The sequence below is a fragment of the Sphingobacterium sp. B16(2022) genome (genome assembly GCF_012030425.1).
GTDB lineage: Bacteria > Bacteroidota > Bacteroidia > Sphingobacteriales > Sphingobacteriaceae > Sphingobacterium > Sphingobacterium anhuiense.
In genome coordinates this window covers 1-23,491 of sequence record NZ_JAAUVN010000005.1, presented here as the reverse complement: position 1 = coordinate 23,491, position 23,491 = coordinate 1, and the positions used below count along the sequence as shown (strand labels likewise).

Below are 23,491 nucleotides of genomic sequence, written 5' to 3'. Positions count from 1 at the left end.
TGGGCTTTTGTTGTTTTTTAAGTATTATTTATCCATACTGATTCGTTCTGTTTTTTCTACTTTTTCATCCTCTTTTGGAAAGCCAGAGCGCATGATCTCATCCCACAAAGCTGAACTTACACCGAATCCGTGTTCTGGATCAGAATAATGATGCAACATATGGTGTTGTTTAATTCGTTTAAAAATTCCACTCTTAAAGTTAGCATGATGCATTGCGTAGTGGCATTCGTCATAAATTAAATAACCAATCATAAAACCCGAAAAGAAAGACGCCAATATAATATCCGAACTAAAAAAGAAAGTAAACAAATAATAAACCAATGCTGCCAAAGGTATACTCGCAGATAATGGCATAACCAATCTTAATCTATCCTTTGGATAATCATGATGTACACCGTGAAAAATAAATGCTATTCTCTTACCCCACTTAGTTGTTGGATGATAATGAAAAACCCAACGGTGTAATGCATATTCGAATAAAGTCCAGAAAGCAAGTCCAAAGACAAAATACTGGATATAACAAAGAATACTCATATCTCCAGGACCTAAAGCAGTCCATGAAAAGTAACCAATTATTGGTAAGTAAAATATTAAAGGAACACTCCAATGGACTTTTGTCAATGATTCTAAAAAATCACTTTTAAACATCCTTGAAGATTCAGTGGAATTTGAAACAAAATTACGCTTTGCCATACAATTAATTTATTAATAAAATTGCTACAGATTATCTTTTGCAAAAATAATAATTATAAAAAAATATATAAAACACCATTCATCAAGTTAAAGTCACATTACTGACTTTTTAAACATAAAAGTTAAACCTATAAAAATATCTATAAAAGAAATCTAATTTAAAAATCATTATTTCATCAATTCTTTCAATTCATCTTCACTAAAAGAGTTTGCACCTTTGATATATTTATATATAATTTCTTTTACATCCCGATGCTGAAGACTATATAGGTGGTCAATTATATAAGATTTATCTTTTTTGATATCATTGCTGTAATTTAAAATAGAAGGTGCATGAGTTTGAACACTCCACCTGATAAAACGAAGTTCAACATTACTAGGTTCTTCCCTAATTAAGGTCTCTAATAAATTTTTACCTTTATTAAATTGACCAAGTTTCCGGAATGGATTACCCATATGTTTAGCAAAAACCATTTCATAAACAGCTAAATAACCTCTATCAGTCGTTTCTTTCGCTTTAGCCCGTAGTAAATTCAGATTATTTTCACAAATACTTTCATCTTTCACTGCTAAAGAATACTCTTTACGAATTTTAAGAAGATTCAATTCTTGTGCTGAAGCATGAGAACCGATCATTAAAAAAAATAAAAGAATCTTAATTGTCATAAATAAAAGGTTTTAAAATTAAATGTGTCAGTTTATTCTTGCTCTCTTAAAATTACTCAAAAAAAGTGCTAAATCTTAAAAAATTATCAGATATAATTCTCATTGGTTAATAGGTTGAAAATACAACGTCAGTAAACGACTACAAATAAAACTAATGAAACCAAAATTGATTAGGAAAACCAATCTAATTACGAGTTTTGCATCATGAAATTACAATTAATACAAACTCCCTCTTGGTTTAAAGTAACTGGTTCGATAATATTAGGAATACTGCTGGGTTGCTTTATTGGGGAGATTCTTTTTTCTTTTTATCAATTGTTGACGTAAAAAGCAAAAAAAAGAATTTCATAACGAATAAAAATTTTCTAACAAAGCTTTCATTACTAATTGTTTTTCAGTATATTTAGATTACCGATTATAAATAAAAAACAGCTGAAGTATGGAAGCAACTTTAGAATATGAAATTTGGGACAGCATTGTTAACAGTGCAAAAACAAGGTTTGATTACAAACATATTTTATCTTTATTCAAAGAAACTGATAGTGAAATCATCGATAAATTTCTATTTCATGTTTTAGTTGCATTCGCATGTGGCGAAGATCATGCAACGATTTCAACAAACCTTTTTAATGAATTACAACAAATTGGTTTTGATTGTAACGAACAACAAATTGACGGGTTTATTGCTGACAAACACGAAACTTTCAGTATTGAAATATATGCCACCTATATTGCTTTTTCACTTTTAGAAGATGGTGAAGATCCTGCAATAATTTCCGCAACAATTCAAGATCTACTGAAGAAGCCAGAGTAAGAAATAATATTTTTTTTCGATTATACGTATAAGTCCTTTGCAAATTTCACCTATTCACTATCTTCGCAAAAAAAAGATGCTAGAAAGGGACAATTCACTGGATATTATACGTAGTGTAGGTTTATTGTGCATTATTCTCGCACATGTAAACCCACCCTTTACAATTTTTCAAATCAGAAACTTTGATGTTCCTTTAATGGTATTTATCTCAGGATATTTATTTGGGAACAAAAATCAAACCTTTAAATCCATAACCGATTTTACAACCTATCTATGGAAACGCTTTTTCCGTCTTGTTGTACCCGTATGGATTTTCTTATCGATATTTTACATCATTCAGTACTTTTTCCCCTTATCCTTTAAGATCAATTACACACAGTTTCCAGATATTATGATTTCGAGCTATCTGCTATTAGATGGCTTTGGCTATGTTTGGATTATACGCATCTTTTTAATGATTGCCATCCTAGGGCCATTGTTCAGTAAAGTCATTAAAAATAAATGGCAATTACTGATTTATTATGCCATTTATGAAATGGTCGTTCAGTTTTCAACTGATTTATTTCAACCAGGCGTACAAAAATACTTCAATCAATTTGGCACCTATAGCTTAGGTTTTCTCATTTTCTTCATGCTAGGAGCACAATACCGAAATTATGATGTAAGAACTAAAACACTATTATTTATCATAAGTGCTTTGATAAGTATTGGAGGCTTGATATATTTTAAATTCCACCTGGGAATACCATTTGATATTGGAGCATTGAAATATCCACCACATTCGTTTTATATTTTTTATGCAGTAAGTATTTTCTCACTTATATTTTGTATAAAACCAACTATTCAAAAATTAAACAAACCTATTTTAAATTTCATAGGCTCTTCAACAATTTGGATTTATCTATGGCATATATTATTTCTATTCTTGATCAATTTAGAAAACTGGTATTTAAATTGGATAGCTATTCTCACACTATCCATTATAGCAACATTTCTACAACAACAACTCATTAACAAAGCAATAAATCACTTTAAAATTCCCGCTAAGCAAGCAAAACAAATACGAATTATTTTTTGTTCCTAGTTTTTTAAGTTACAAATGACAAAACTTAACCAGGATAATATCATATTTTAATGTCAAAAATGTACCTTAGCACTATGAGTAATTACGCAGTTATTTTTGATATGGATGGTGTTATTTGTCACACCAATCCCTATCACGCTAAAGCTTTTGAAGCATTTTTCAAAAAATACAATATTGAAAGTAGTGAAGAAGAATTTCAGGAGCATATGTATGGTAAACACAATAGCTATATCATGCAACATTTTTTCAAGAGAACAATAGCTCCTGATGAATTGATCAAGTTAGAGTTTGAGAAAGAAGAACTCTTTAGAATTATTTATAAAGATCAGATCACACCAATAGCAGGTTACTTAGAATTTTTAGAAGACCTCAAGAGAAATGATTTAAAAACTGGAGTGGCCACTTCTGCACCTAAAGAAAATATGGATTTAATCTTAGATGCACTTCATATCCGATCCAAAATGGGTTCGATCTTATGTAGTGAAAATGTTAGTCATCATAAACCACATCCAGAAGTTTATCTAACGTCCGCTAATAATTTAGAGGTAGAGCCTATAAATTGCGTCGTTTTTGAAGATTCTTTTTCAGGAATTACAGCTGGTCTGAATGCGGGAATGACAGTAGTTGGCGTATTATCTACCCACACCAAAGATCAACTTCCAACCTGTCATGCATACATCAATGACTACACGGAGATATCAACTTACAAGATTTTAGAATTACTAAAAAGGGCTTGATAAAATTATCAAGCCCTTTTTTCTAATCTCTTTTAAGACCGAATTTTTCGATCTTACTATATAAATGACTTCGCTGAATATCTAAATCATCAGCAGTTTTAGAAACATTCCACGTGTTTTTCTCTAATTTATATTTGATAAACTCCTTCTCTGCAAAATCCTTAAAATCTTGAAAAGAAGCAAAGTTATCTAGATCAACCTTTCCACCATTTTGAGTCGTATGGCTAGATCCATTATCCGTATGTGCATGAGAAGAAATAGCATTCACCGTGTTTGAAGGATTTGCAAATGCAATAACATCCCTATCCGTAATAGATTTATCACTTAAAATAATTAAGCGTTCAATCATGTTACGTAATTCGCGAATATTACCCGTCCAAGGAAGATTACTCAACTCTTTTAATGCAGCAGGTGTAATTTCTTTTATTGGAACCCCATATTCATTACAAATTTCTTCACAAAAATTTTTCGATAATAAAGGAATATCATCCACACGTTCAGTCAATGAAGGTACGTGAATAAGAATTACAGAAAGGCGATGGTATAAATCCATTCTAAAATTCCCTTCATCAATCTCTTTAAAGAGATTCTTATTCGTCGCTGCAACAACACGAACATTCACATCAATTTCCTTATCACCACCTACACGGGTTATCTTATGCTCTTGTAAAGCCCTTAACACCTTAGCTTGGGCAGAAAGGCTCATATCGCCTATTTCATCCAGAAAAAGTGTACCATTGGTAGCTAATTCAAATTTACCAAGACGTTGTTTAATAGCGGAAGTAAAAGATCCCTTTTCGTGACCAAATAATTCAGACTCAATTAATTCCGATGGTATTGCTGCGCAGTTAACTTCAATTAAAGGACCTTCTGCACGATTAGATTTCTCATGCAACCAACGTGCAACAAGTTCTTTTCCGGCACCATTTGCACCTGTAATAAGTACGCGAGCCTCCGTAGGTGCAACCCGATCAATTGTTTCTTTAATACGACTAATCGCTTCAGATTTACCTAAGATTTCTTTGGTTTTATAGCTCGTTACCTTTTTCTTTAAAACTTTAGTTTCAGTAACTAATGAGACCTTCTCTAAGCCATTCCTTACCGTGATAAGTAAACGATTTAAATCAAGTGGCTTTTCTAAGAAATCAAAGGCACCTTTTTTAGCGGCTTCGACAGCAGTTTCTATCGTACCATGACCCGAAATCATAATAAAAGGAAGATCTGGATTTGTTTTTTGGGCAGTTGCCAAAACCTCCATACCATCCATCTTATTCATTTTAATATCACAAAGAACAAGATCAATTTTTTCCTTCTTAATGATCTCTAAGGCCTCAATACCATTATCTACATCTAGTATATTATAATCTTCATACTCTAAGATGTCTCTTAGTGAATTTCTGATTGCCCGTTCGTCATCAATAATTAATATTGTACTCATAAAAGTATTATTACTCTTCCTTAAAGGTTATCTAAATTATTGGTAATATAGTAAAAAAGAAGCAAACCTTATAAGCCGGGTTCTGTAAACCGAAAAAATCGGAGTTTCTACCATTTATCTAGGCTAGTCATCACTAACTAGCTCCATCAACCTACCCATTACGAATCTTAGCCTAAACTAAAAGAAGACGAGCAGCCTTCGAATTTCGCAACCTATTTGGTCTTTCAACACACGAGGTTTACCGCAATGTATGTCGCCATACAAGACCGTGAGCTCTTACCTCACGTTTTCACCCTTACTCCGAAAAGCGGTATATTTTCTGTGGCACTTTCTGTCTGCTGTAACAGCATCCTTCCCGTTAGGAAGCGTGTTGCTCTGCGTTGCCCGGACTTTCCTCTCCTCCTCAAGGGAGCAGCGGTAGAACCAGTTTGCTTCTTCTGCAAAGGTAGGATTTAGATTGATAATTATTCCCTATAAATAAAGAAAAGAATGAAATTTTGAATTTAAAGTGCTTGTGCTATAGCATAACCAGATGCCCAAGCCCACTGAAAATTATAGCCTCCCAACCAACCGGTGACATCAACAGCCTCTCCTCCAAAAAACAATCCCCTTACCCGCTTACTTTCTAGAGTCTTAGCATGCAGCTCTGCAGTAGAAACACCACCACGCATTACCTCTGCTTTATCGTACCCTTTATCTCCAGCAGCCTTGACTTTAAATTTATGAATAGTATCAATAATCAATTTTGCATCCGCTTTACTTAAAGATGCTATTTTAGTTTCTAAAGGAAGAAATTTACCCAGTGCCTCCACCATACGTTTAGTAAAGTAATCGTTCAAGATACTCGAAACCAAACGTTTTCCACCTTCATTACGTTCATCTTTGATTATTTTATCCAATTGAAACCGAGGTAAAAGATCAATATAAAACTCTTCTCCAGCACGCCAATAAGATGAAATCTGTAGAATCGCAGGACCACTTAAGCCCCAATGCGTAAAAAGGATGTTCTCTTCAAAACTAATCTTATGATTATAAACTCTAGAAAAAACTGAATTACCAGCTAAAGAAGCATACCATTCAGCCTCCTTTCCTGTAATAGTTAGAGGTACTAAAGCAGGTGCGGTAGGGACAATTGCCATGTCAAATTTCTTAGCCGTACGAATAGCAAAATCAGAGGCTCCCAACTTCGCGACAGGTAAACCTCCGCTGGCCATAACAACTTTCTTTGTCGTTAACTGCTGAATGCCCTTTTCACTTTCCACTGTTAAGACAAAGTCATCCTCAAGCTTTTCTATAGCTTTAACAACCGTGTTTAATCTTATATCCTGATCCGTAGCAAATAAGATCTTAGTAAAAACGGCTACAACATCTTTAGCCTTATTCGAAGAAGGAAATAATTGTCCCAACGTTTTCTCCTCACCAAATATACCATGCGACTCAAAAAAACTCAATGTATCATCTACCGTCCATTGACTAAATGCAGATCTTAAAAAGTCTGCATTCTCAGACACAAAATTATCGATGTCAGTACCCAAATTGGTATAATTACACCTTCCTCCGCCCGAAATTAGAATCTTAGCTCCAACTTTATCATTTCGTTCAATCACTAAAGTTCGCTTACCTAATAATCCAGCTTGAGCAGCACACATGAGCCCACACGCCCCTCCCCCAACTATAATGGCATCATATTGCTTCATATTTATATATTAATAGCCTATTAGTTCATTATCTAATGAAATGACACGGCGTTCCGCCTGACTTTGTATCCCCAGTTCGATAATACGAATAACATCACGTCCTTGTTCTGCTGTAACAATTAGAGGAGTTTTCCCAAGAATAGCATCTGCTATATTTTGGTAATAATCAGGATAGCTGCCTAATTTCGAAGTAACGGTCTCTTCGAGATCTTCGCCATTCCAAAGTAAATTTAATTTACCATAAATAGCTGGATCTTCTTTGCCCCAGTTTGGATCTTCATCAGGAAATGCACCAGCACGTAATAATTCCTCTTGAGGATCAACACCATTTTTAAGGAAGTTTCCGTTTAATGCAAATACAGTGTATCGCGGAGTCGGCTCTTTAGCAAGCATCCCTCCTTTCAAAGAAACACGCATTTCCGGGTAGTAAAGTAGTATTTCAAAATTATCAATTGCCCCCGCTCCAGGTCTTTGAATAGTCAAATCTGCAAATACAGCATTTGGTCTACCGAAGAGTTGTAGCGTCTGGTCAATTAAATGCGCTCCAAGATCATAAAAGATTCCTGAACCAGGCAGATTATCTTCTCGCCACGCACCCGGTCTAAGATGGTTACGGAAACGATCGTAACGAACTTCAAAATTCTTGATCTGCCCCAATCGTTCATCCTTAATCACCTCTTTGATCGTTCTAAAATCTGAGTTGAATCTTAAATTATGATATACAGATAAAATTTTACCACTTTCTTTTGCCAATGCGATCAATTCATCAGCCTGTTCAGATGTATTGGTAAACGGTTTTTCGACTACCACATGTTTCCCTGCTAGCAATGCCTGCTTAGCAAAAGGATAGTGCATATCATTAGAGGTAGCAATAACCACCAAATCAATGGAATCGTCATTTAATATTTCGTCAGCATGATCTACAGCCAACGCTGTAGGATACTTTTCACTTACAATTAATTTTTGCTCCGCTTTGCGAGCAGTTATTTTTACTAATTCTAGGTCAGCAATAGATCGCATAACAGGAGCATGAAATACTTGTCCTGAAATACCAAAACCAATTAAACCAACACGGATTTTTTGAGCCATCATGAGATAAATTACATACGTTCAGGAACTTCAATTCCTAATAAACTCATTCCTTTTGCAATAACTTTTGCTGCAGAAGCCGAAAGGTGCAAACGGAAATTCTTCACTTCTTCAATTTCTGCCTTTAAAATAGTCTCTTCATGATAAAACTTATTGTACAATTTAGCTACATCATAAATATAATTAGACATCTGCGCTGGACTGAATTCTTGAGCTGAGATTGCTATAATACTTGGAAAATTACCCAAAGTCATAATCAAATCACGCTCATAAGCCGATATGGATACTGGCACCGATACTTTCGACTGTTCATCAAAATTTACTTTAGAAAGAACAGACTTAATACGAGCGTAAGTGTATTGGATAAAAGGACCTGTATTTCCTTGAAAATCAACAGACTCTTTCGGATCGAACAATAAACGTTTTTTGGGATCAACTTTCAATAAGAAATATTTCAAAGCCCCCATACCGATGGTATTATAAAGTGCATTTTTATTTTCTTCAGACAAGCCCTCCGTTTTACCCAGTTCCTCTGTGCGCTCTTTCGCTGTTTCGATCATCTCACTCATCAAATCATCAGCATCTACAACTGTACCTTCACGCGATTTCATCTTTCCAGAAGGTAAATCGACCATCCCGTAAGATAAATGGAATAAGCCATCTGCCCAAGATTTACCAAGTTTTTTTAAGATCAAAAACAATACTTTAAAATGGTAATCTTGTTCGTTACCGACCACATAAATAGAATCATTCATCTTGAACTCATCGTATTTCAATTGAGCTGTACCTAAATCTTGAGTAATATATACAGAAGTACCATCGCCTCGCAGGACAAGCTTTTCATCCAATCCGTCGGCAGTTAAGTCAATCCAAACAGAGTTATCTTCTTTCTTAAAGAAAACACCACTATCTAAACCCTCTTGAATGATATCTTTTCCTAACAAATACGTATTTGATTCATAATAATATTTATCAAAGTTAACACCTAGTTGCTTATACGTTTTTTCAAAACCAGCATATACCCAGGTATTCATTGTTTTCCAAAGATCAATCACAGCCTCATCACCAGCTTCCCATTGCTGTAACATCGCTTGTGCTTCTTTAATCAATGGCGCATTCTTCTTAGCCTCATCTTCAGTTTGACCTTCAACTTTGAGTGTTTCTATTTCTTTTTTATATTCTTTATCAAAAACTACATAATATTTACCCACCAAATGGTCACCTTTCATACCCGTAGACTCAGGAGTTTCTCCATTTCCGAATTTTTGCCATGCAAGCATAGATTTACAGATATGAATACCGCGATCATTTACCAGATTGGCTTTTATGACATCATAACCATAAGCCTTTAAAAGCTCTGCAACAGAATATCCTAATAGGTTGTTACGAATATGGCCTAAGTGAAGCGGCTTATTGGTGTTTGGAGAAGAATACTCCACCATTAATTTTTTACCATTCGAAGGAAATACCCCAAAATCAGATTTCACGATAGTCTCGTTTAAAAGAGAAATCCAGTATTCATCCGAAAGACAAATATTTAGAAACCCTTTAATAACGTTAAAATCAGTAATAGCTGAGATATGAGTTTTCAAATACTCACCTATTTCCGTACCAGTCTGCTCAGGAGATTTCTTAGAAAATCGGGTAACAGGAAAAGTTACAATTGTAATTTGCCCCTCAAACTCTTTGCGTGTCTCTTGCAGAGCAATTTGATTTTCAGAAATATCTGCATTATAAAGCTGTTTTACAGCTTGAACAGTGACTTCAATAAGTCTGTTTTGAATAGAATTCGCCATGTAATGATTATGTAAAATATGCAACTCCCTGAAATAGAATACAAAAATAATTCACATTCGCTATTCTTGTATTCATATTGAAAGTATATCTTTGCAAAAATAATAAAAAATGCAGAGCTATCAGGAATTTCTTGACCTAAGTGTTGGTTTTCCGCAAGACGGATTCGAAATCATCGACGACGAATTGTATTTCCACGATTTGAATTTAATGGAAATGATAGAAACGTACGGTACGCCGTTGCGTTTTACTTATTTGCCAATCGTCAGCAAAAAAATTCAACAAGCGAAAATTTTGTTTCAAACCGCAATTTTGAAACACAACTACAGAGGGTCCTACAAATATTGTTATTGTACCAAATCTTCCCACTTCAAACATATTGTTGAAGAGGCATTGAAGAATGAGATTCACTTAGAAACATCATCTGCATTTGATATGCCGATGATCGATTCCTTAGAACGTCAAGGTACAGTAAAAAAAGACATTACAGTGATTTGTAATGGTTTTAAGACATACCAATACAAACAGTATATCATCGACATGATCCATGATGGGTATAAGAATATTATCCCCGTCCTAGATAACAAAGAGGAATTCAATCTCTATGATGATGAAATTGAATTGGATGAACCATGTGCTTTAGGTATCCGTATCGCATCGGAAGAACAGCCAGACTCACAGTTTTACACTTCAAGACTAGGTATTCGTATCGAAGAAGTTATAGAATTCTATAACAACAAAATTGCGAACAATCCTAACTTCAAAGTAAAGCTGTTACATTTCTTTATCAATTCAGGTATATCGGATACCCCGTATTACTGGAATGAGCTAGAAAAATATGTTACATTGTTCTGTAAGTTTAAAAAAGTAAACCCAGACTTAGATACTTTAGATATCGGTGGAGGCATGCCTTTCAAAGATTCATTAGTGCATGATTTTGACTATGAGTACATGGTCAATGAAATTGTGAACAGGATCAAGCAGATCTGTGCACAACATGAAGTAATGGAACCGGATATTATTACTGAATTTGGTAAATATACCGTTGCCGAAGCATCAGGTATCCTTTACAAGGTTTTAGGTCGTAAATTACAAAATGATCGTGAAAAATGGTTTATGATTGATGGCTCATTTATTACAAACTTACCAGATGTTTGGGCTTTAAATCAAAAATATATCTTACTTCCGATCAACAATTGGGATTCTGAATATGAACGGGTAAACCTAGGTGGTATTACTTGTGATGGCCAAGATTATTACAATCAAGAAGCACATACTAGTTCAGTATTCATGCCTAAAACACGTAAATTACAATATCTAGGTTTCTTCCATACAGGAGCATACCAAGATGTATTGAGTGGTTATGGCGGTATACATCATTGTTTATTACCATCTCCAAAGCATGTACTGATTCGCCGTAACCGCGACGAAACATTCAATTACGAAGTTTTTGGTGAGGAACAAAATTCAAAACAGGTTATGAAATTATTGGGCTACCAATAAGCGCGTAGTCAACTCACAATAAAAGGTTAGAAATTTTCATTTCTAACCTTTTTTGTTTTATTTAATATCTGTTATTCATGATTAATTTGTATTTTAGGTATATAATACTTTAACCCAACCATAGTTATGACAGATTCAATTTATAATTGTTTATGGTTTGATGGTCAAGCCCAAGATGCAGCAAACTTCTACTGTTCAGTATTTAAAGATGGAAAAATCATCTCATCCAATTCTCTGGTCGTTATTTTTGAAATTAACAAAACTCGATTTATGGGACTTAACGGAGGTCCATCATATAAACCATCAGATGCTGTCTCATTTGTCGTTGAATGTGAAGATCAACAAGAAATCGATCACCATTGGAATATGTTGACCGCAAATGGAGGTCAAGAAAATATGTGTGGCTGGCTAAAAGACAAATTTGGTTTTTCTTGGCAAATAATTCCTAAAAGAATTCATATGCTCATTTCAAATCCAAAAGCAATGGAAGCTTTGGTCAAGATGAAAAAAATTAATATAAAGGGTTTAGAAGAAGCATGCTAAAATAAGATGAATAACAGACTGAGATCGCCAGTAGTGCTACCAGGAAACTCTTATGCTAAAAATAAGATTATTTGTCTACCCGAAGCACCATTATCATTCGACCCGTCAAAACAATATGCATGCAATTGATATTATATCCATATAAAATATAACAAACCATGAAAGAAGAATTTATCAACTTACCTTTAACTAAAAATGATCAATTAAATCATTTTGAACTTCATATAGGAGAATACCAAGCCTTTATCGCATTCAAAGAAAGACCTAGTAAAGTTTGGCTCATTCATACCGAATCCGACCCTCAATTAGCGGGTCAAGGAGTAGCAACTGCTGTCATTGAAAAAACATTACAATACCTGAAAGAACATCATTACACCCTTTTTCCATTATGCCCTTTGGTATACGCGTATATAAAAAAACATCCAGAATGGAAAGAAATCGTTGACCCAAGTTTTGAAGGATTTCAAGAGGATAAGTAGGTATTAATCATATTTTTAGATCATATTAAAAATAAATGTTTCAACAAATTTCAGTTGCAATCCATAAAATTAAGCTACCTTTGTCGCTTACAAATAAATAAATTAGATTGCAATTTCAAGATTTAAAACTCATAGCACCAATCCTTAAGGCATTGGAAGCTGTTGGATATACTACTCCTACCCCAATTCAGGAACAGGCGATTCCTATTATTTTTAGAAAAAATGATTTATTAGGTTGCGCTCAGACAGGTACTGGTAAAACAGCTGCCTTTGCCATTCCTATACTTCAAATGTTAAGTTATTCAAAAGTTAAAACTGCGAAAAAAAATATTCGTGCATTAGTTTTAACACCCACACGTGAACTAGCAATTCAAATTGAAGAAAATTTCAATCAATACTCCAAAGATCTTCCACTTAAAAGTCTAGTTGTTTTTGGAGGTGTCGGACAACAACCACAACGTGATGCCTTGAAGAGAGGTGTTGATGTGCTTATTGCTACACCAGGCCGCTTACTAGATCTATACGGTCAAGGATATATCGATTTAAAACATTTAGAATTTTTTGTTTTAGATGAAGCTGACCGTATGTTAGATATGGGATTTATCCATGACGTAAAGAAGCTAATTAAAATAATACCTGAAAAAAGACAAACATTATTTTTCTCAGCAACAATGCCACCTGAGATTCAGAAATTAGCAAATCATATTCTTGTTGATCCTATCAAGGTTGAAGTAACTCCAGAATCTACTACTGCAGAAAAGATCCAACAGGAAGTTTATTACGTTAAGAAAAACGATAAAAAAGATTTGTTAATCCATGTTTTAAAGGAGAAAAATATAAATCACGTGTTAGTTTTTTCTAAAACTAAACATGGTGCAGATCGCATCGTTAAAGATCTTGCAAAAAAGAATATTCAATCTGCGGCCATTCATGGAAACAAATCTCAAAGTGCCCGTCAAAATGCCCTTAAAAACTTCAAAGATCGTACACTACGTGTACTGGTTGCTACCGATATCGCTGCACGTGGTATTGATATAGATGAGTTGGCATTTGTAATCAACTATGATTTACCCAATATACCAGAATCATATGTACACCGAATAGGCCGTACAGGTAGAGCAGGTAAAGATGGTCAAGCGATTTCATTCTGCGACGAAGAAGAATATGCATTCTTACTAGATATCCAAAAATCCATCCGTATGGAGATCCCTTTAGTTGAGAAGCATCCCTATGCTTTACATATCTCAGGTGTAGCACCAAAGAAAGCTGGTACAGCAAAGAAATCTGGCAGACCATCATCTACATCCAGAAATGGCCAAAGTTCAAATAACGCTAGTCCTGGAGGAAATAGAAGAAGAACGTCATCCGGTCCAAGATCTGAAAATAGAAACAGAACTTCTTCGAGAAGAAGAGATTCTTAAAGCAAAAAATAATTACAAAAAAAGAGAGGCTTAGCCTCTCTTTGGTTTTTTATTACCATACTCCCGATCACGTTCGAAAGTATTCATATGTCTTTCTTTTTTCACAGGATAAACATCGTCAATAATGATCAAAATCCCTGTTTCTTCAACTTCACCAAACTCATCGTTAATTGCTGTCCCAAACGATTTCATCGTTGGAGATAGATTCATATAAGTGTTAATCAGAGGAGGAATATTCTCACCCAACGCACGAACCTTACTATTTAATAATTTATAAGACTCCTTATAATCTAATCCATCGAAAATACCTTCAAATTTAGAAAAATCATTTTCACAATTTAAACTTGGGATTGGTACCACTAAATTTTCATGATCAGGGAAGTGATACTCCATGAAATAAAGCAACAAATCACGGGCTTCTTTATTATAATGCGGATACATGGTCACTTTACCGAAAAGATACTTAATATCTGGATTAATCATCACTAATGCACCTAATCCATCCCATAGATTATCTAAAGAAAAGATTCCTTTGCGGTTATCAATTGCTGGTTGAAATTTTGGTTGGACAAAAGACCTGCCTAATTCAATTGTATAGGGCAAATAATCCGTTTTAAATCGTTCGGAAAACTGAAAATAATGAGCTGTTGATAAATTTGGGACACCATCTTTTACCGAAGCATTGGCACATTTGATGACACGATAGCCTGCAACAACTTCTTCTTCTTCAGGATTCCAGGCAATCAATTGATCGTAGCAATCTTCGCATGTATCATTTTCATCAATATCAATTGATAAACCAGTTCCACCACCAGCACCTCTAAACGTCAATTCTCTTAATCGTCCTATCTCCCGCATCACATTAGGTGCATTATGATAGTTAATCAAATATATTTCGTTATTTCCATTGTTGGTATATCGTATAAAAGCATCTTTACCTAATTCTGCCTTTAACAATTTTCTATCAACAGGAGCAATAATTTCTTGCATAATTCTATTTTTCTTGAGACATTCCGTAAACCAATCGCTTCACCTCTTCAGCCCATTTTTTTTCGCCTTTAGATTGATCAAAATGTGTGTAAGATATTTTTTTGCCAATAACAATCGTCACAGTTTGGTTGCGTTGAGAAAACATTTCATCAGGTAGATAAAGCATTTCCAAATTTGCCTTTAAGCCAATCTTCTGTCTTAGCCTTGCAAAATTATAAAAAAAGTTAGAGTTTTTCCCCTCAATATAGACAGGTACGATATCTTTTTTATATTTCTTTGCCTTATTTATAAAACTTTTCTTCCATTCAAGATCTTCAATTCTTCCGTCTCCCTGTTTTCTAGAAACTAAACCCGCAGGAAATACCAATAAAGCACTATCAGACGCGTAAGCTTCCTCTATGGCGGCGATCCCACTTTTTCCTTGTCCCCCTAATTTATTTACAGGTATAAATAGCGGCTGAAGATTACCGACATTCATCAATATATCATTGACTAAAAATTTAACATCTTTACGGTACTGTCCAATAGCATGCATAAAAGCAATTCCATCTAATCCACCTAAGGGATGATTTGAAGCAAAAATAACGCTTTCATCAATCGGAATATTAGCCGCACCTTTTAGCTCAACATTAACGCCTAGATCTTTAATTAAAGCATCAACAAAATCCAAACCTTTCAAGTCCGAAAACCGAGTCATAATATCATTGATATCGTCCTCATGTATAGTTCGTTCCAAATACTTTAATAAAAAAGATGGAATCCATTTTATCAACTTGGGACTTTTCTTGCGAATTACTTCTCTAACTTCAATAAATTTCCGACTTGCAACCTCACTCATAAAATTTCAGTACTATGATTTAACTTCATTATATATTCAAAATATAAATCGCACTTTTGTAAAAGTAGATAAAATTTGTACAATCCATTATCAATAATATATAAACTGTGCAAAGTTAAAGTAAAAATTTAATGACCTTTAATGCAAGAAAGCTTTTTTATTAATAAAAAAGGTTTTCTTTAAACATTTTACTAAATTTAAGGTCAATAGTATACAGATAAATTATCCATATGTATATAGCGAACATTCCTCTTTCACAAAACACGACGATAAAGCAATCTGACACAATTGCTTTTGCTTTAGATCGAATGGAAGATTTCCAATTTCATTTGTTGCCTGTTGTTGATGGTGATAATTATTTAGGATTTATTTCTCAAAATGATTTACTGAATGCCCTTGATGATCAAAATACAATTGCTTCTGTTCATTTAAAAACTGACCCAATTTATATCAAGGCAAATCAACATCCATACGATGCGATCCGTTTAATGACAGCTTATAACATAAGTACTTTACCTGTGTTAGATGAAAACAATAAATTTGAAGGAGTATTGACTTCTTTAGAGTTGGTAAAAACGATTTCAGTATTGCAATCACTAAATGATATAGGAGCAATTATTACCTTAGAAATTGGAATACATGATTTTTCTTTATCTAAAATAGCACATCTAGTTGAAGCAGAAAATGCTCAAATTTTAAACTGTTCAACAAAAACAGTCCCTGAAAATGCAACATTGCTTGTGACAATGAAAGTAAATAAGTCAAACATCGCTTCTCTACTATCTTCCTTCGCACGACAAAATTATAAAGTCATTGCATCTTTCAATACACTGCAAGAATTTGATGATTTAGAAGATCGTTACCAACAACTCATGAATTACATCAATATTTAGCAATACGCTAGTTTTTTCTCATCTTTGGCAAAATAATGCAATCATTACTGCTAGAATAAAAAATACTGTACAATATGAGAATAGCAATTTATGGTAGAGAATTTAGTCCTTCAGTTATTCCCCATGTAAAGCATTTACTGGAATATTTAAATGGGAAAAATGTTGAGATTTGGATCTACGACAGCTTTTATACTTTTCTACAAAAACAATTTGACTGTAATAAAACCTTCTCCACTTACAGCTCTAATGAGAATCTGCCAAAAGACACAGATTTTATGTTAAGCCTGGGTGGTGATGGAACTATGTTATCAGCAGTATCACTAATCCATAATTCCGGAATCCCTATTGCAGGCATAAATTTCGGAAGATTAGGTTTCTTAGCATCCATAAATAAAACAGATTTTGAACCTTCAATTGATCAAATTCTAGCTAAAAACTATAAAATACAAAAAAGAGCATTACTAGCCGTAGAATCGCCTGACAGAGAATTATTTGGCGGAAACAGTAATTATGCCTTGAATGATATTACCGTTTTTAGATATGATAGTTCTGCAATGATCACAGTAAATGCGTACTTAAATGGCGAACTTTTAAACTCCTATTGGGCCGATGGTCTAATTATCGCGACACCAACAGGATCTACGGCATATTCATTAAGTTGCGGAGGACCTATCATTATGCCTGGAAGTGGCAATTTCGTAATTACCCCAATTTCACCACACAATTTAAATGTTCGTCCAGTAGTTATATCATCTGAATTTGAATTAGCATTAGAAATTGAAAGTCGTTCCGAAAAATATATATTGAGCTGCGATTCTAAAAATGAAACAATAGAAAGTAATGTCAAACTAAAAATAACTAAAGCGCCATTCTATATTAATTTAATCAGATTAGAAGGTGAAAGCTATTTTGAAACACTCCGGGAGAAACTACTTTGGGGCTTAGATGTAAGAAATTATTAGCGTTAACATGAATTTGTAATCCGCTATTCGTCAAAAAGATTTATATTTACCGCACGATATTTTAAAGAATCTGGTTAATATAAGTTATCCTTATGCAGCAATACTTAAAAATTAATGAAGAAAAAATTGCTTAATGGCAAGCGCAATTTCTTGAGGATATTAGGAAATTACATTTTTCAAATGAAAATCACACCTGATACAAGGAAATCTGACGTAGCACTTCACACTAATTTAATAATTTAATTGCAGTGGTAGTTTGTATACAACGAAATTAAAATAAGTATACACGATTGAAATTAAAACAGGCATCAGGCCAATTTCAACAACTATCTTACGAAAAAACGATACACTTGTAGCATATATTTAGAAATAAATGTTTTTACCAATCGTGAGATAGGCAGAAGTAAAGAAATAGAAAATGAGCATAATAGATCATATTGACAAAAACAATCTTCCTCAACATATTGCTATTATTATGGACGGCAATGGAAGATGGGCAAAAGAAAAAGGAAAATTACGGATTTTTGGTCATCAAAGCGGAGTAAAAGCTGTAAGAGAGGCACTAGAAGCAACTTTACAGGTTGGCGTAAAACACCTTACTTTGTATGCTTTTTCAACAGAAAACTGGAATAGACCCAAACTAGAAGTAATAGCGTTAATGGAGTTGCTGGTATCTTCGTTAAAAAAAGAAGTGAAAACTTTCCAAAAAAACGGTGTTCGTTTAAATGCAATTGGAGATCTATCTAAGCTCCCTAAAAATTGTCAAGAAAAATTGCAGGAAACAATGAATTTAACTGCCGGCAATGATAAATGTATACTAACATTAGCATTAAGTTATAGTTCGCAGGAGGAAATCGTCCAAGCAACAAAAAAAATAGCAGAAAAAGTTGTTAAAGGAGATCTGAAAATTGAGAATATAACAACCGAGGTATTTCAGGAAAATCTCTACACTTCAAACTTACCAAACCCAGATTTATTAATCCGAACAAGCGGAGAATATCGAATTAGTAATTTTCTTTTATGGCAGATTGCTTATGCTGAATTCTGTTTCCTAGATAAGATGTGGCCTGAATTTGAACAAGAAGACCTTTTTAAGGCAATTCTTGACTATCAAAAGCGAGAAAGAAGATTTGGAAAAACAAGTGAACAGATCTAATCTTTATTAGTAACTTTGCTGACTGATTTTAAACCTTCATATCTGCTGGTTCTTAAATTTTTCTTAATTAACAAAAATTAACAACTGATTGGTGTACTTTAGCATCAATAAAAATTTATAAATGAAGCGCATACTATTTGTTATATTATTTTTAGCATGTACCCAACCACAATTCGCACAAGCTCAAGTGAATGGAACTGCTATAAACCTGAATGACCCCGACCAGATAAGTTATTTATCCCCTAAAGACTATATTATTGGTGGTGTTACTGTTTCGGGAACGCAGCATCTTGACAACAATGTATTAATTACCATCTCCAAACTTGTCGTTGGCCAATATATTGAAGTTCCTAGTGAGGCCACATCAAATGTCGTGAAAGTGATGATGGCACAAGGACTTTTTGATGATGTCCAATTATGGGCTGAAAAAATAGAAGGTGAAACTATTTTTCTAAACATTCGTGTTAACGAAAGACCTCGATTAACCCGTATAGACATTAACGGTTTAAGTAAAAGTCAAACAGAGGAAGTTCGTAAAAGATTAAAAGATAACGCAGGTAAAGTTGTCAATGAAAACTTGATCAATACAACACGCAATACAATTCAACGTTTTTTAAGAGAGAAAGCTTATTTATATCCAGAAATTAAGATTAGTACTATTAAAGATACTACTCAAGCTAATAATGAGATATTAATTGCTGATGTTGACCGTAAAAATAAAGTTCGTGTTAAAAAGATAACATTTACCGGAAATAAGGAATTCACACAAAAACAGCTTCGTAAGAACTTAAAAGGGGTTAAGCAAAAAGCTTGGTTCCGTATTTTTGGACCTGGAAAATTCAAAGAAGAAAAATATAAAGAAGCAAAAGAAACCTTAGTTGCGAAAATGCAAAACAAAGGTTTCCGCGATGCCGAAATTATCCAAGATTCCGTAATTAAAGTTGATGATAAAAATGTCTTAGTCAATATCGATGTGTATGAAGGCCCTAAATATTATGTTGGTAATATTAAATGGTCAGGAAACGCAAAATATACAGACACAGTTTTAAATAGAATTTTAGGAATCCGTAAAGGTGATATTTTTAGTGAAGAAAAATTAACGACTAAATTGATGGGTGGAGGAAGAAATAGTGATGATATTTCTTCTCTGTATATGAATGATGGTTATTTGACATTCTCAATTGATCCTGAACAAACGCGTATTTATAACGATACAATTGATTTAAATTTACGCGTATATGAAGGTGCACAGTTCACCATCAACAATATTATAGTAAAAGGAAATGACGTGACCAATGATCGCGTAGTATTAAGATCTATTCGTACAAAACCAGGTCAAAAATTTTCAAAAGAAGCTATCATGACTTCTGTTCGTGAAATTGCACAGTTGGGTAATTTTGACGAACAGAAAACAAATCCAGTTCCAGAAAATATTAACCATGCTGAAGGAACCGTAGATATCGTTTATAACGTTACAGAAAAACCTTCCGATCAAGTTGAACTATCAGGCGGTTACGGTGCTGGACAAATTATCGGTACCTTAGGTTTAACGTTCAATAACTTCTCGACAAGTAACTTCTTTGATAAGAGCTCTTGGAAACCACTACCACGCGGTGATGGACAAAAATTGAGTGTTCGTGGACAAACTTCAGGTAAACGTTACCAATCTTATAGTTTCTCATTCTCAGAACCTTGGTTAGGCGGTAAAAAACCAATTTATTTTGGTCTTAGCGCATATACATCAAGCTCTTCTTACGGAGGTTTTAACTACTATACAGGAGAGCAGATGGTAAAAGATTCAGATCTTAACCGTATCTGGATGACTGGTGTTACCGCAACATTAGGTAAGCGTGTACAATGGCCAGACAACTGGTTCCAGGTAAATACTTCCCTTTCGTTCCAACGTTACAAATTACAGAACTATTCAAACTATTTCTTGTTTGACAACGGTACTGCTTACAACATTAACTTAACACAGGAAATCAGCCGTAATACGATTGATGCACCGATTTACCCTACTTCAGGGTCTAATCTAAAGTTTTCAGTACAACTTACGCCTCCATATTCATTGTTTAACAAAATTAACTACGAAACATCTGCACCGGAAGTTAAATACAAATGGACTGAATACCACAAATGGAAATTTGATTCACAATGGTATGCAAAGATTGCTGGTAAATTGGTGTTCAAAGCACAGGCACAGTTCGGTTTCTTAGGTAGCTACTCCAACAAAACAGGAATCTCTACATTTGAGCGCTTCAAACTAGGTGGTGACGGTATGCAAGGATTTGATTTCCTACAGGGATCTGAAATCATCGCGATGCGTGGCTATGCAAATGGTTCCATTATTCCAGAAGGAACACAAAACGTTAATATCGCTATGCGTTCAGGTAGTCCAATTTACACCAAGTACCAAATGGAATTGAGACATCCTGTCATGTTAAATGAACAAGCAACAGTCTTTGTATTAGCTTTTGCTGAAGCTGGTAATACTTGGAACAAATTCTCTGAATACAATCCATTTAAAGTAAGACGCGCAGCGGGTGTTGGTGCACGTATCTTCTTACCTATATTTGGTATGTTAGGTATCGATTACGGTCACGCATTTGATCCGATCCCAGGTTTACAAAGTAGCCAGTGGAAACAAAATTTCACATTCAGTATCATGCAAAATATGGGCGGGTTTTAATCGCTGGATTTATCCAACCCTCAGGTACTATCAAAATAAAAAGAAAGGCTTTCACCATTGTGAAAGCCTTTCTTTTTACCACCAATTCCTAAAAGGGTTGAGAAGTTTGTTTTAAACACTAAGTTTTCAATTATTCTAAAAACGCGTTTCATCTCCTATGCCAAAAGTATAAAATACCATACTCACATCCAGCAACTCGATTATAACCCCCTCGAAAAAGCACCTATAAAAAACGATTATAAGTGATACTACTAATTTAACGGAACAAATAAAAAACACGCATTAAATGCTACATATCATTGATAATATTTCAATAAAAGTTCCAACAAAAAAAAATGATAATTCATCAAATCATCATTAATCACTAGAATCTATACTACTCATAACATGAAGGAAAAAGGGCAAACAAGTTAAATAGTGTTAAACCCGAAAAATATCGCATAGATTGCTTCTTTTTTATTATTTTTGGGCAGTAAGTTTACTGGAGATGATTTTCCCAAATTAAACTATTGGGTTTATCCATGGTCTTAAAGTAAATTAGTGTTAAATAATATATTATAGTCTATAAAACTTTCAGAGAATATGAAAAAAATAGTTTTAGTAATAGCATTTGTCGTAGTTACCATATCAGCTACTTTTGCACAAAATTTTGCCTATGTTAATTCAGAATATATTTTAAAGCATATCCCTGAATATACAGCCGCACAAAAACAGTTAGATGATCTTTCTCAAAAATGGCAACAAGAGGTAGATCAACAATATGCTGAAATAGAAAAAATGTATAAAGCTTATCAGAATGATCAAGTTTTACTAAATGAAGATATGCGCAGACGTCGCGAAGATGAAATCGTGAAAAAAGAAAAAGAAGTAAAAGATTATCAAAAACAAAAATTTGGTTTTGAAGGCGAGTTATTTAAACAACGTCAGCAACTGGTTCAACCTATACAACAACGCGTGTCCAAAGCAATTCAAGATATAGCACAAGCGCAAGGATTCGATCTTGTATTGGATAGAGGTCAAGAAGTAACATTCCTATATGCAAATCCAAAATTGGATAAAAGTAATGACGTCATTATTAAATTAGGATTAAAACCTAATTCAGCACTTGCAAACTAAATATTAGTTTATTAATATTGCGAGAACAAATACCAGTAGTAGTAAGTATTAAATTAGAAACACAAAAATTTGTCTCATTATAATTTGAAGAGACGATTTAAGATTAAAATGAAAAGAATGAGAAATTTATTTAAAGGTGCTATTGCATTTGTAGCAGTTATTTTCGCTACTCAGTTAGCTCAGGCACAACAAAAAATTGGTCACGTTAATTTAGCTGAAGTAATTCAGGCAACACCAGAATTCAAAACAGCGGAAGGCCAATTGAAAACTTTAAGCGACGGAAAAACGAAAGAGCTTCAAGATATGTATGCGATGTATCAAACGAAACAAAAAGAAGCAAATGATAAAGCACGTAACAGAAGCGAAGCAAACAAAGAGACTGTTGATGTTGAATTACAAAAATTAGGTACTGAACTACGCGATATTGAAACTCGTATCAACGAAAACCAACGTGTTGCTCAAGAAGAATTAAACAAAAAAGAAGAAGAGTTGATTTCTCCTATTCATAGAAAAGTATCAGATGCACTTACTGCTGTATCTAAAGAAAAAGGATTTGCTTATGTTTTTGATATCTCAAGCACAAACATTCCTTATTTCCAAGGCGGAGATGATTTAACACCTGCTTTAAAAACAAAATTAGGTATTTCTGCAACAGCTGCTCCTGCAACTCCAGCAAAAAAATAATTAATTAAATCCTGAAATAAATTCAGGTTATAAAAAAACAGCAGTCCCTTCAAGGTCTGCTGTTTTTTTTATGACCTTACCTTACCTTACCTTACCTTACCTTACCTTACCTTACCTTACCTTACCTTACCTTACCTTACCTTACCTTACCTTACCTTACCTTACCTTACCTTACCTTACCTTACCTTACCTTACCTTACCTTAC

21 protein-coding genes and 1 other RNA gene are annotated in these 23,491 nt (G+C 34.0%); 13 read left to right on the top strand and 9 right to left on the bottom strand.

Translation table 11 applies throughout. The features are described from left to right. Positions 1-24: 24 nt before the first annotated feature. Positions 25-693 carry a sterol desaturase family protein gene (locus tag HCX49_RS20725; protein WP_237682864.1) on the bottom strand — a complete coding sequence of 223 codons (669 nt, stop codon included), beginning with the start codon at positions 691-693 and terminating at the stop codon, positions 25-27. A 168-nt stretch (positions 694-861) separates the two neighbouring features. After that, positions 862-1,359: a hypothetical protein gene (locus tag HCX49_RS20720; RefSeq protein WP_132772020.1), complete on the bottom strand. Its 498-nt coding sequence runs from the start codon at positions 1,357-1,359 to the stop codon at positions 862-864. A 439-nt stretch (positions 1,360-1,798) separates the two neighbouring features. On the opposite strand from HCX49_RS20720, the gene HCX49_RS20715 reads away from it, so the two are divergent. The 3 genes from HCX49_RS20715 (at position 1,799) to HCX49_RS20705 (ending at position 3,994) form a co-directional block, all read left to right on the top strand. After that, positions 1,799-2,173, top strand: a complete 375-nt coding sequence (locus HCX49_RS20715) for a hypothetical protein (protein ID WP_132772021.1) — start codon at positions 1,799-1,801, stop codon at positions 2,171-2,173. Between the two features lie 76 nt (positions 2,174-2,249). After that, a complete protein-coding gene (locus HCX49_RS20710) occupies positions 2,250-3,257 on the top strand; it encodes an acyltransferase family protein (protein WP_132772022.1) in 1,008 nt (335 codons plus the stop codon). A gap of 74 nt (positions 3,258-3,331) precedes the next feature. Continuing rightward, the gene (locus HCX49_RS20705; RefSeq protein ID WP_021188276.1) at positions 3,332-3,994 is read left to right on the top strand and encodes an HAD family hydrolase; all 663 of its coding nucleotides are present in this window, start codon (positions 3,332-3,334) and stop codon (positions 3,992-3,994) included. A gap of 22 nt (positions 3,995-4,016) precedes the next feature. On the opposite strand, the gene HCX49_RS20700 is transcribed toward HCX49_RS20705, so the two are convergent. The 5 genes from HCX49_RS20700 to argS all read right to left on the bottom strand — a co-directional run bounded on the left by HCX49_RS20700 (position 4,017) and on the right by argS (position 10,014). Next, positions 4,017-5,432: a sigma-54-dependent transcriptional regulator gene (locus HCX49_RS20700; protein ID WP_132772023.1), complete on the bottom strand. Its 1,416-nt coding sequence runs from the start codon at positions 5,430-5,432 to the stop codon at positions 4,017-4,019. A gap of 55 nt (positions 5,433-5,487) precedes the next feature. Next, an RNA gene (gene rnpB / locus HCX49_RS20695) (RNase P RNA component class A) lies at positions 5,488-5,866 on the bottom strand. 69 nt (positions 5,867-5,935) lie between these two features. Continuing rightward, positions 5,936-7,129: an NAD(P)/FAD-dependent oxidoreductase gene (locus HCX49_RS20690; protein WP_132772024.1), complete on the bottom strand. Its 1,194-nt coding sequence runs from the start codon at positions 7,127-7,129 to the stop codon at positions 5,936-5,938. 9 nt (positions 7,130-7,138) lie between these two features. Next, positions 7,139-8,221: an oxidoreductase gene (locus HCX49_RS20685; RefSeq protein ID WP_237682863.1), complete on the bottom strand. Its 1,083-nt coding sequence runs from the start codon at positions 8,219-8,221 to the stop codon at positions 7,139-7,141. 8 nt (positions 8,222-8,229) lie between these two features. Continuing rightward, the gene (gene argS / locus HCX49_RS20680; RefSeq protein ID WP_132772025.1) at positions 8,230-10,014 is read right to left on the bottom strand and encodes an arginine--tRNA ligase; all 1,785 of its coding nucleotides are present in this window, start codon (positions 10,012-10,014) and stop codon (positions 8,230-8,232) included. Positions 10,015-10,123: 109 nt separating this feature from the next. On the opposite strand from argS, the gene HCX49_RS20675 reads away from it, so the two are divergent. The 4 genes from HCX49_RS20675 (at position 10,124) to HCX49_RS20660 (ending at position 13,958) form a co-directional block, all read left to right on the top strand. Continuing rightward, the gene (locus HCX49_RS20675; RefSeq protein WP_132772026.1) at positions 10,124-11,515 is read left to right on the top strand and encodes an arginine decarboxylase; all 1,392 of its coding nucleotides are present in this window, start codon (positions 10,124-10,126) and stop codon (positions 11,513-11,515) included. Between the two features lie 126 nt (positions 11,516-11,641). Further along, positions 11,642-12,058 carry a VOC family protein gene (locus tag HCX49_RS20670; RefSeq protein WP_132772027.1) on the top strand — a complete coding sequence of 139 codons (417 nt, stop codon included), beginning with the start codon at positions 11,642-11,644 and terminating at the stop codon, positions 12,056-12,058. A 158-nt stretch (positions 12,059-12,216) separates the two neighbouring features. Next, positions 12,217-12,537, top strand: coding sequence for a GNAT family N-acetyltransferase (locus tag HCX49_RS20665; protein WP_132772028.1), 321 nt, complete (start codon positions 12,217-12,219; stop codon positions 12,535-12,537). Between the two features lie 107 nt (positions 12,538-12,644). Further along, positions 12,645-13,958 carry a DEAD/DEAH box helicase gene (locus tag HCX49_RS20660; protein ID WP_021188279.1) on the top strand — a complete coding sequence of 438 codons (1,314 nt, stop codon included), beginning with the start codon at positions 12,645-12,647 and terminating at the stop codon, positions 13,956-13,958. Between the two features lie 30 nt (positions 13,959-13,988). Here HCX49_RS20660 and HCX49_RS20655 read toward each other — a convergent pair whose 3' ends face one another. Further along, complete coding sequence (locus tag HCX49_RS20655; RefSeq protein WP_021188280.1) at positions 13,989-14,948, bottom strand: GNAT family N-acetyltransferase; 960 nt, start codon at positions 14,946-14,948, stop codon at positions 13,989-13,991. A gap of 4 nt (positions 14,949-14,952) precedes the next feature. After that, positions 14,953-15,786: a 1-acyl-sn-glycerol-3-phosphate acyltransferase gene (locus HCX49_RS20650; protein WP_132772029.1), complete on the bottom strand. Its 834-nt coding sequence runs from the start codon at positions 15,784-15,786 to the stop codon at positions 14,953-14,955. A gap of 230 nt (positions 15,787-16,016) precedes the next feature. On the opposite strand from HCX49_RS20650, the gene HCX49_RS20645 reads away from it, so the two are divergent. From HCX49_RS20645 to HCX49_RS20620, 6 genes are all read left to right on the top strand, one after another. Then, complete coding sequence (locus tag HCX49_RS20645) at positions 16,017-16,679, top strand: CBS domain-containing protein (protein ID WP_132772030.1); 663 nt, start codon at positions 16,017-16,019, stop codon at positions 16,677-16,679. A 74-nt stretch (positions 16,680-16,753) separates the two neighbouring features. Further along, positions 16,754-17,641, top strand: a complete 888-nt coding sequence (locus HCX49_RS20640) for an NAD kinase (protein ID WP_021188282.1) — start codon at positions 16,754-16,756, stop codon at positions 17,639-17,641. Positions 17,642-18,059: 418 nt separating this feature from the next. Continuing rightward, a complete protein-coding gene (locus tag HCX49_RS20635; protein ID WP_132772031.1) occupies positions 18,060-18,797 on the top strand; it encodes an isoprenyl transferase in 738 nt (245 codons plus the stop codon). Positions 18,798-18,918: 121 nt separating this feature from the next. After that, entirely contained in the window at positions 18,919-21,486 is a 2,568-nt protein-coding gene (bamA, locus tag HCX49_RS20630; RefSeq protein ID WP_132772032.1) for an outer membrane protein assembly factor BamA, read from the top strand. Between the two features lie 582 nt (positions 21,487-22,068). Beyond that, on the top strand, positions 22,069-22,602 hold the full coding sequence (locus HCX49_RS20625; protein ID WP_132772033.1) for an OmpH family outer membrane protein: 534 nt from the start codon (positions 22,069-22,071) through the stop codon (positions 22,600-22,602). 117 nt (positions 22,603-22,719) lie between these two features. Beyond that, positions 22,720-23,286, top strand: coding sequence for an OmpH family outer membrane protein (locus tag HCX49_RS20620; protein WP_031287178.1), 567 nt, complete (start codon positions 22,720-22,722; stop codon positions 23,284-23,286). Positions 23,287-23,491: the final 205 nt, after the last annotated feature.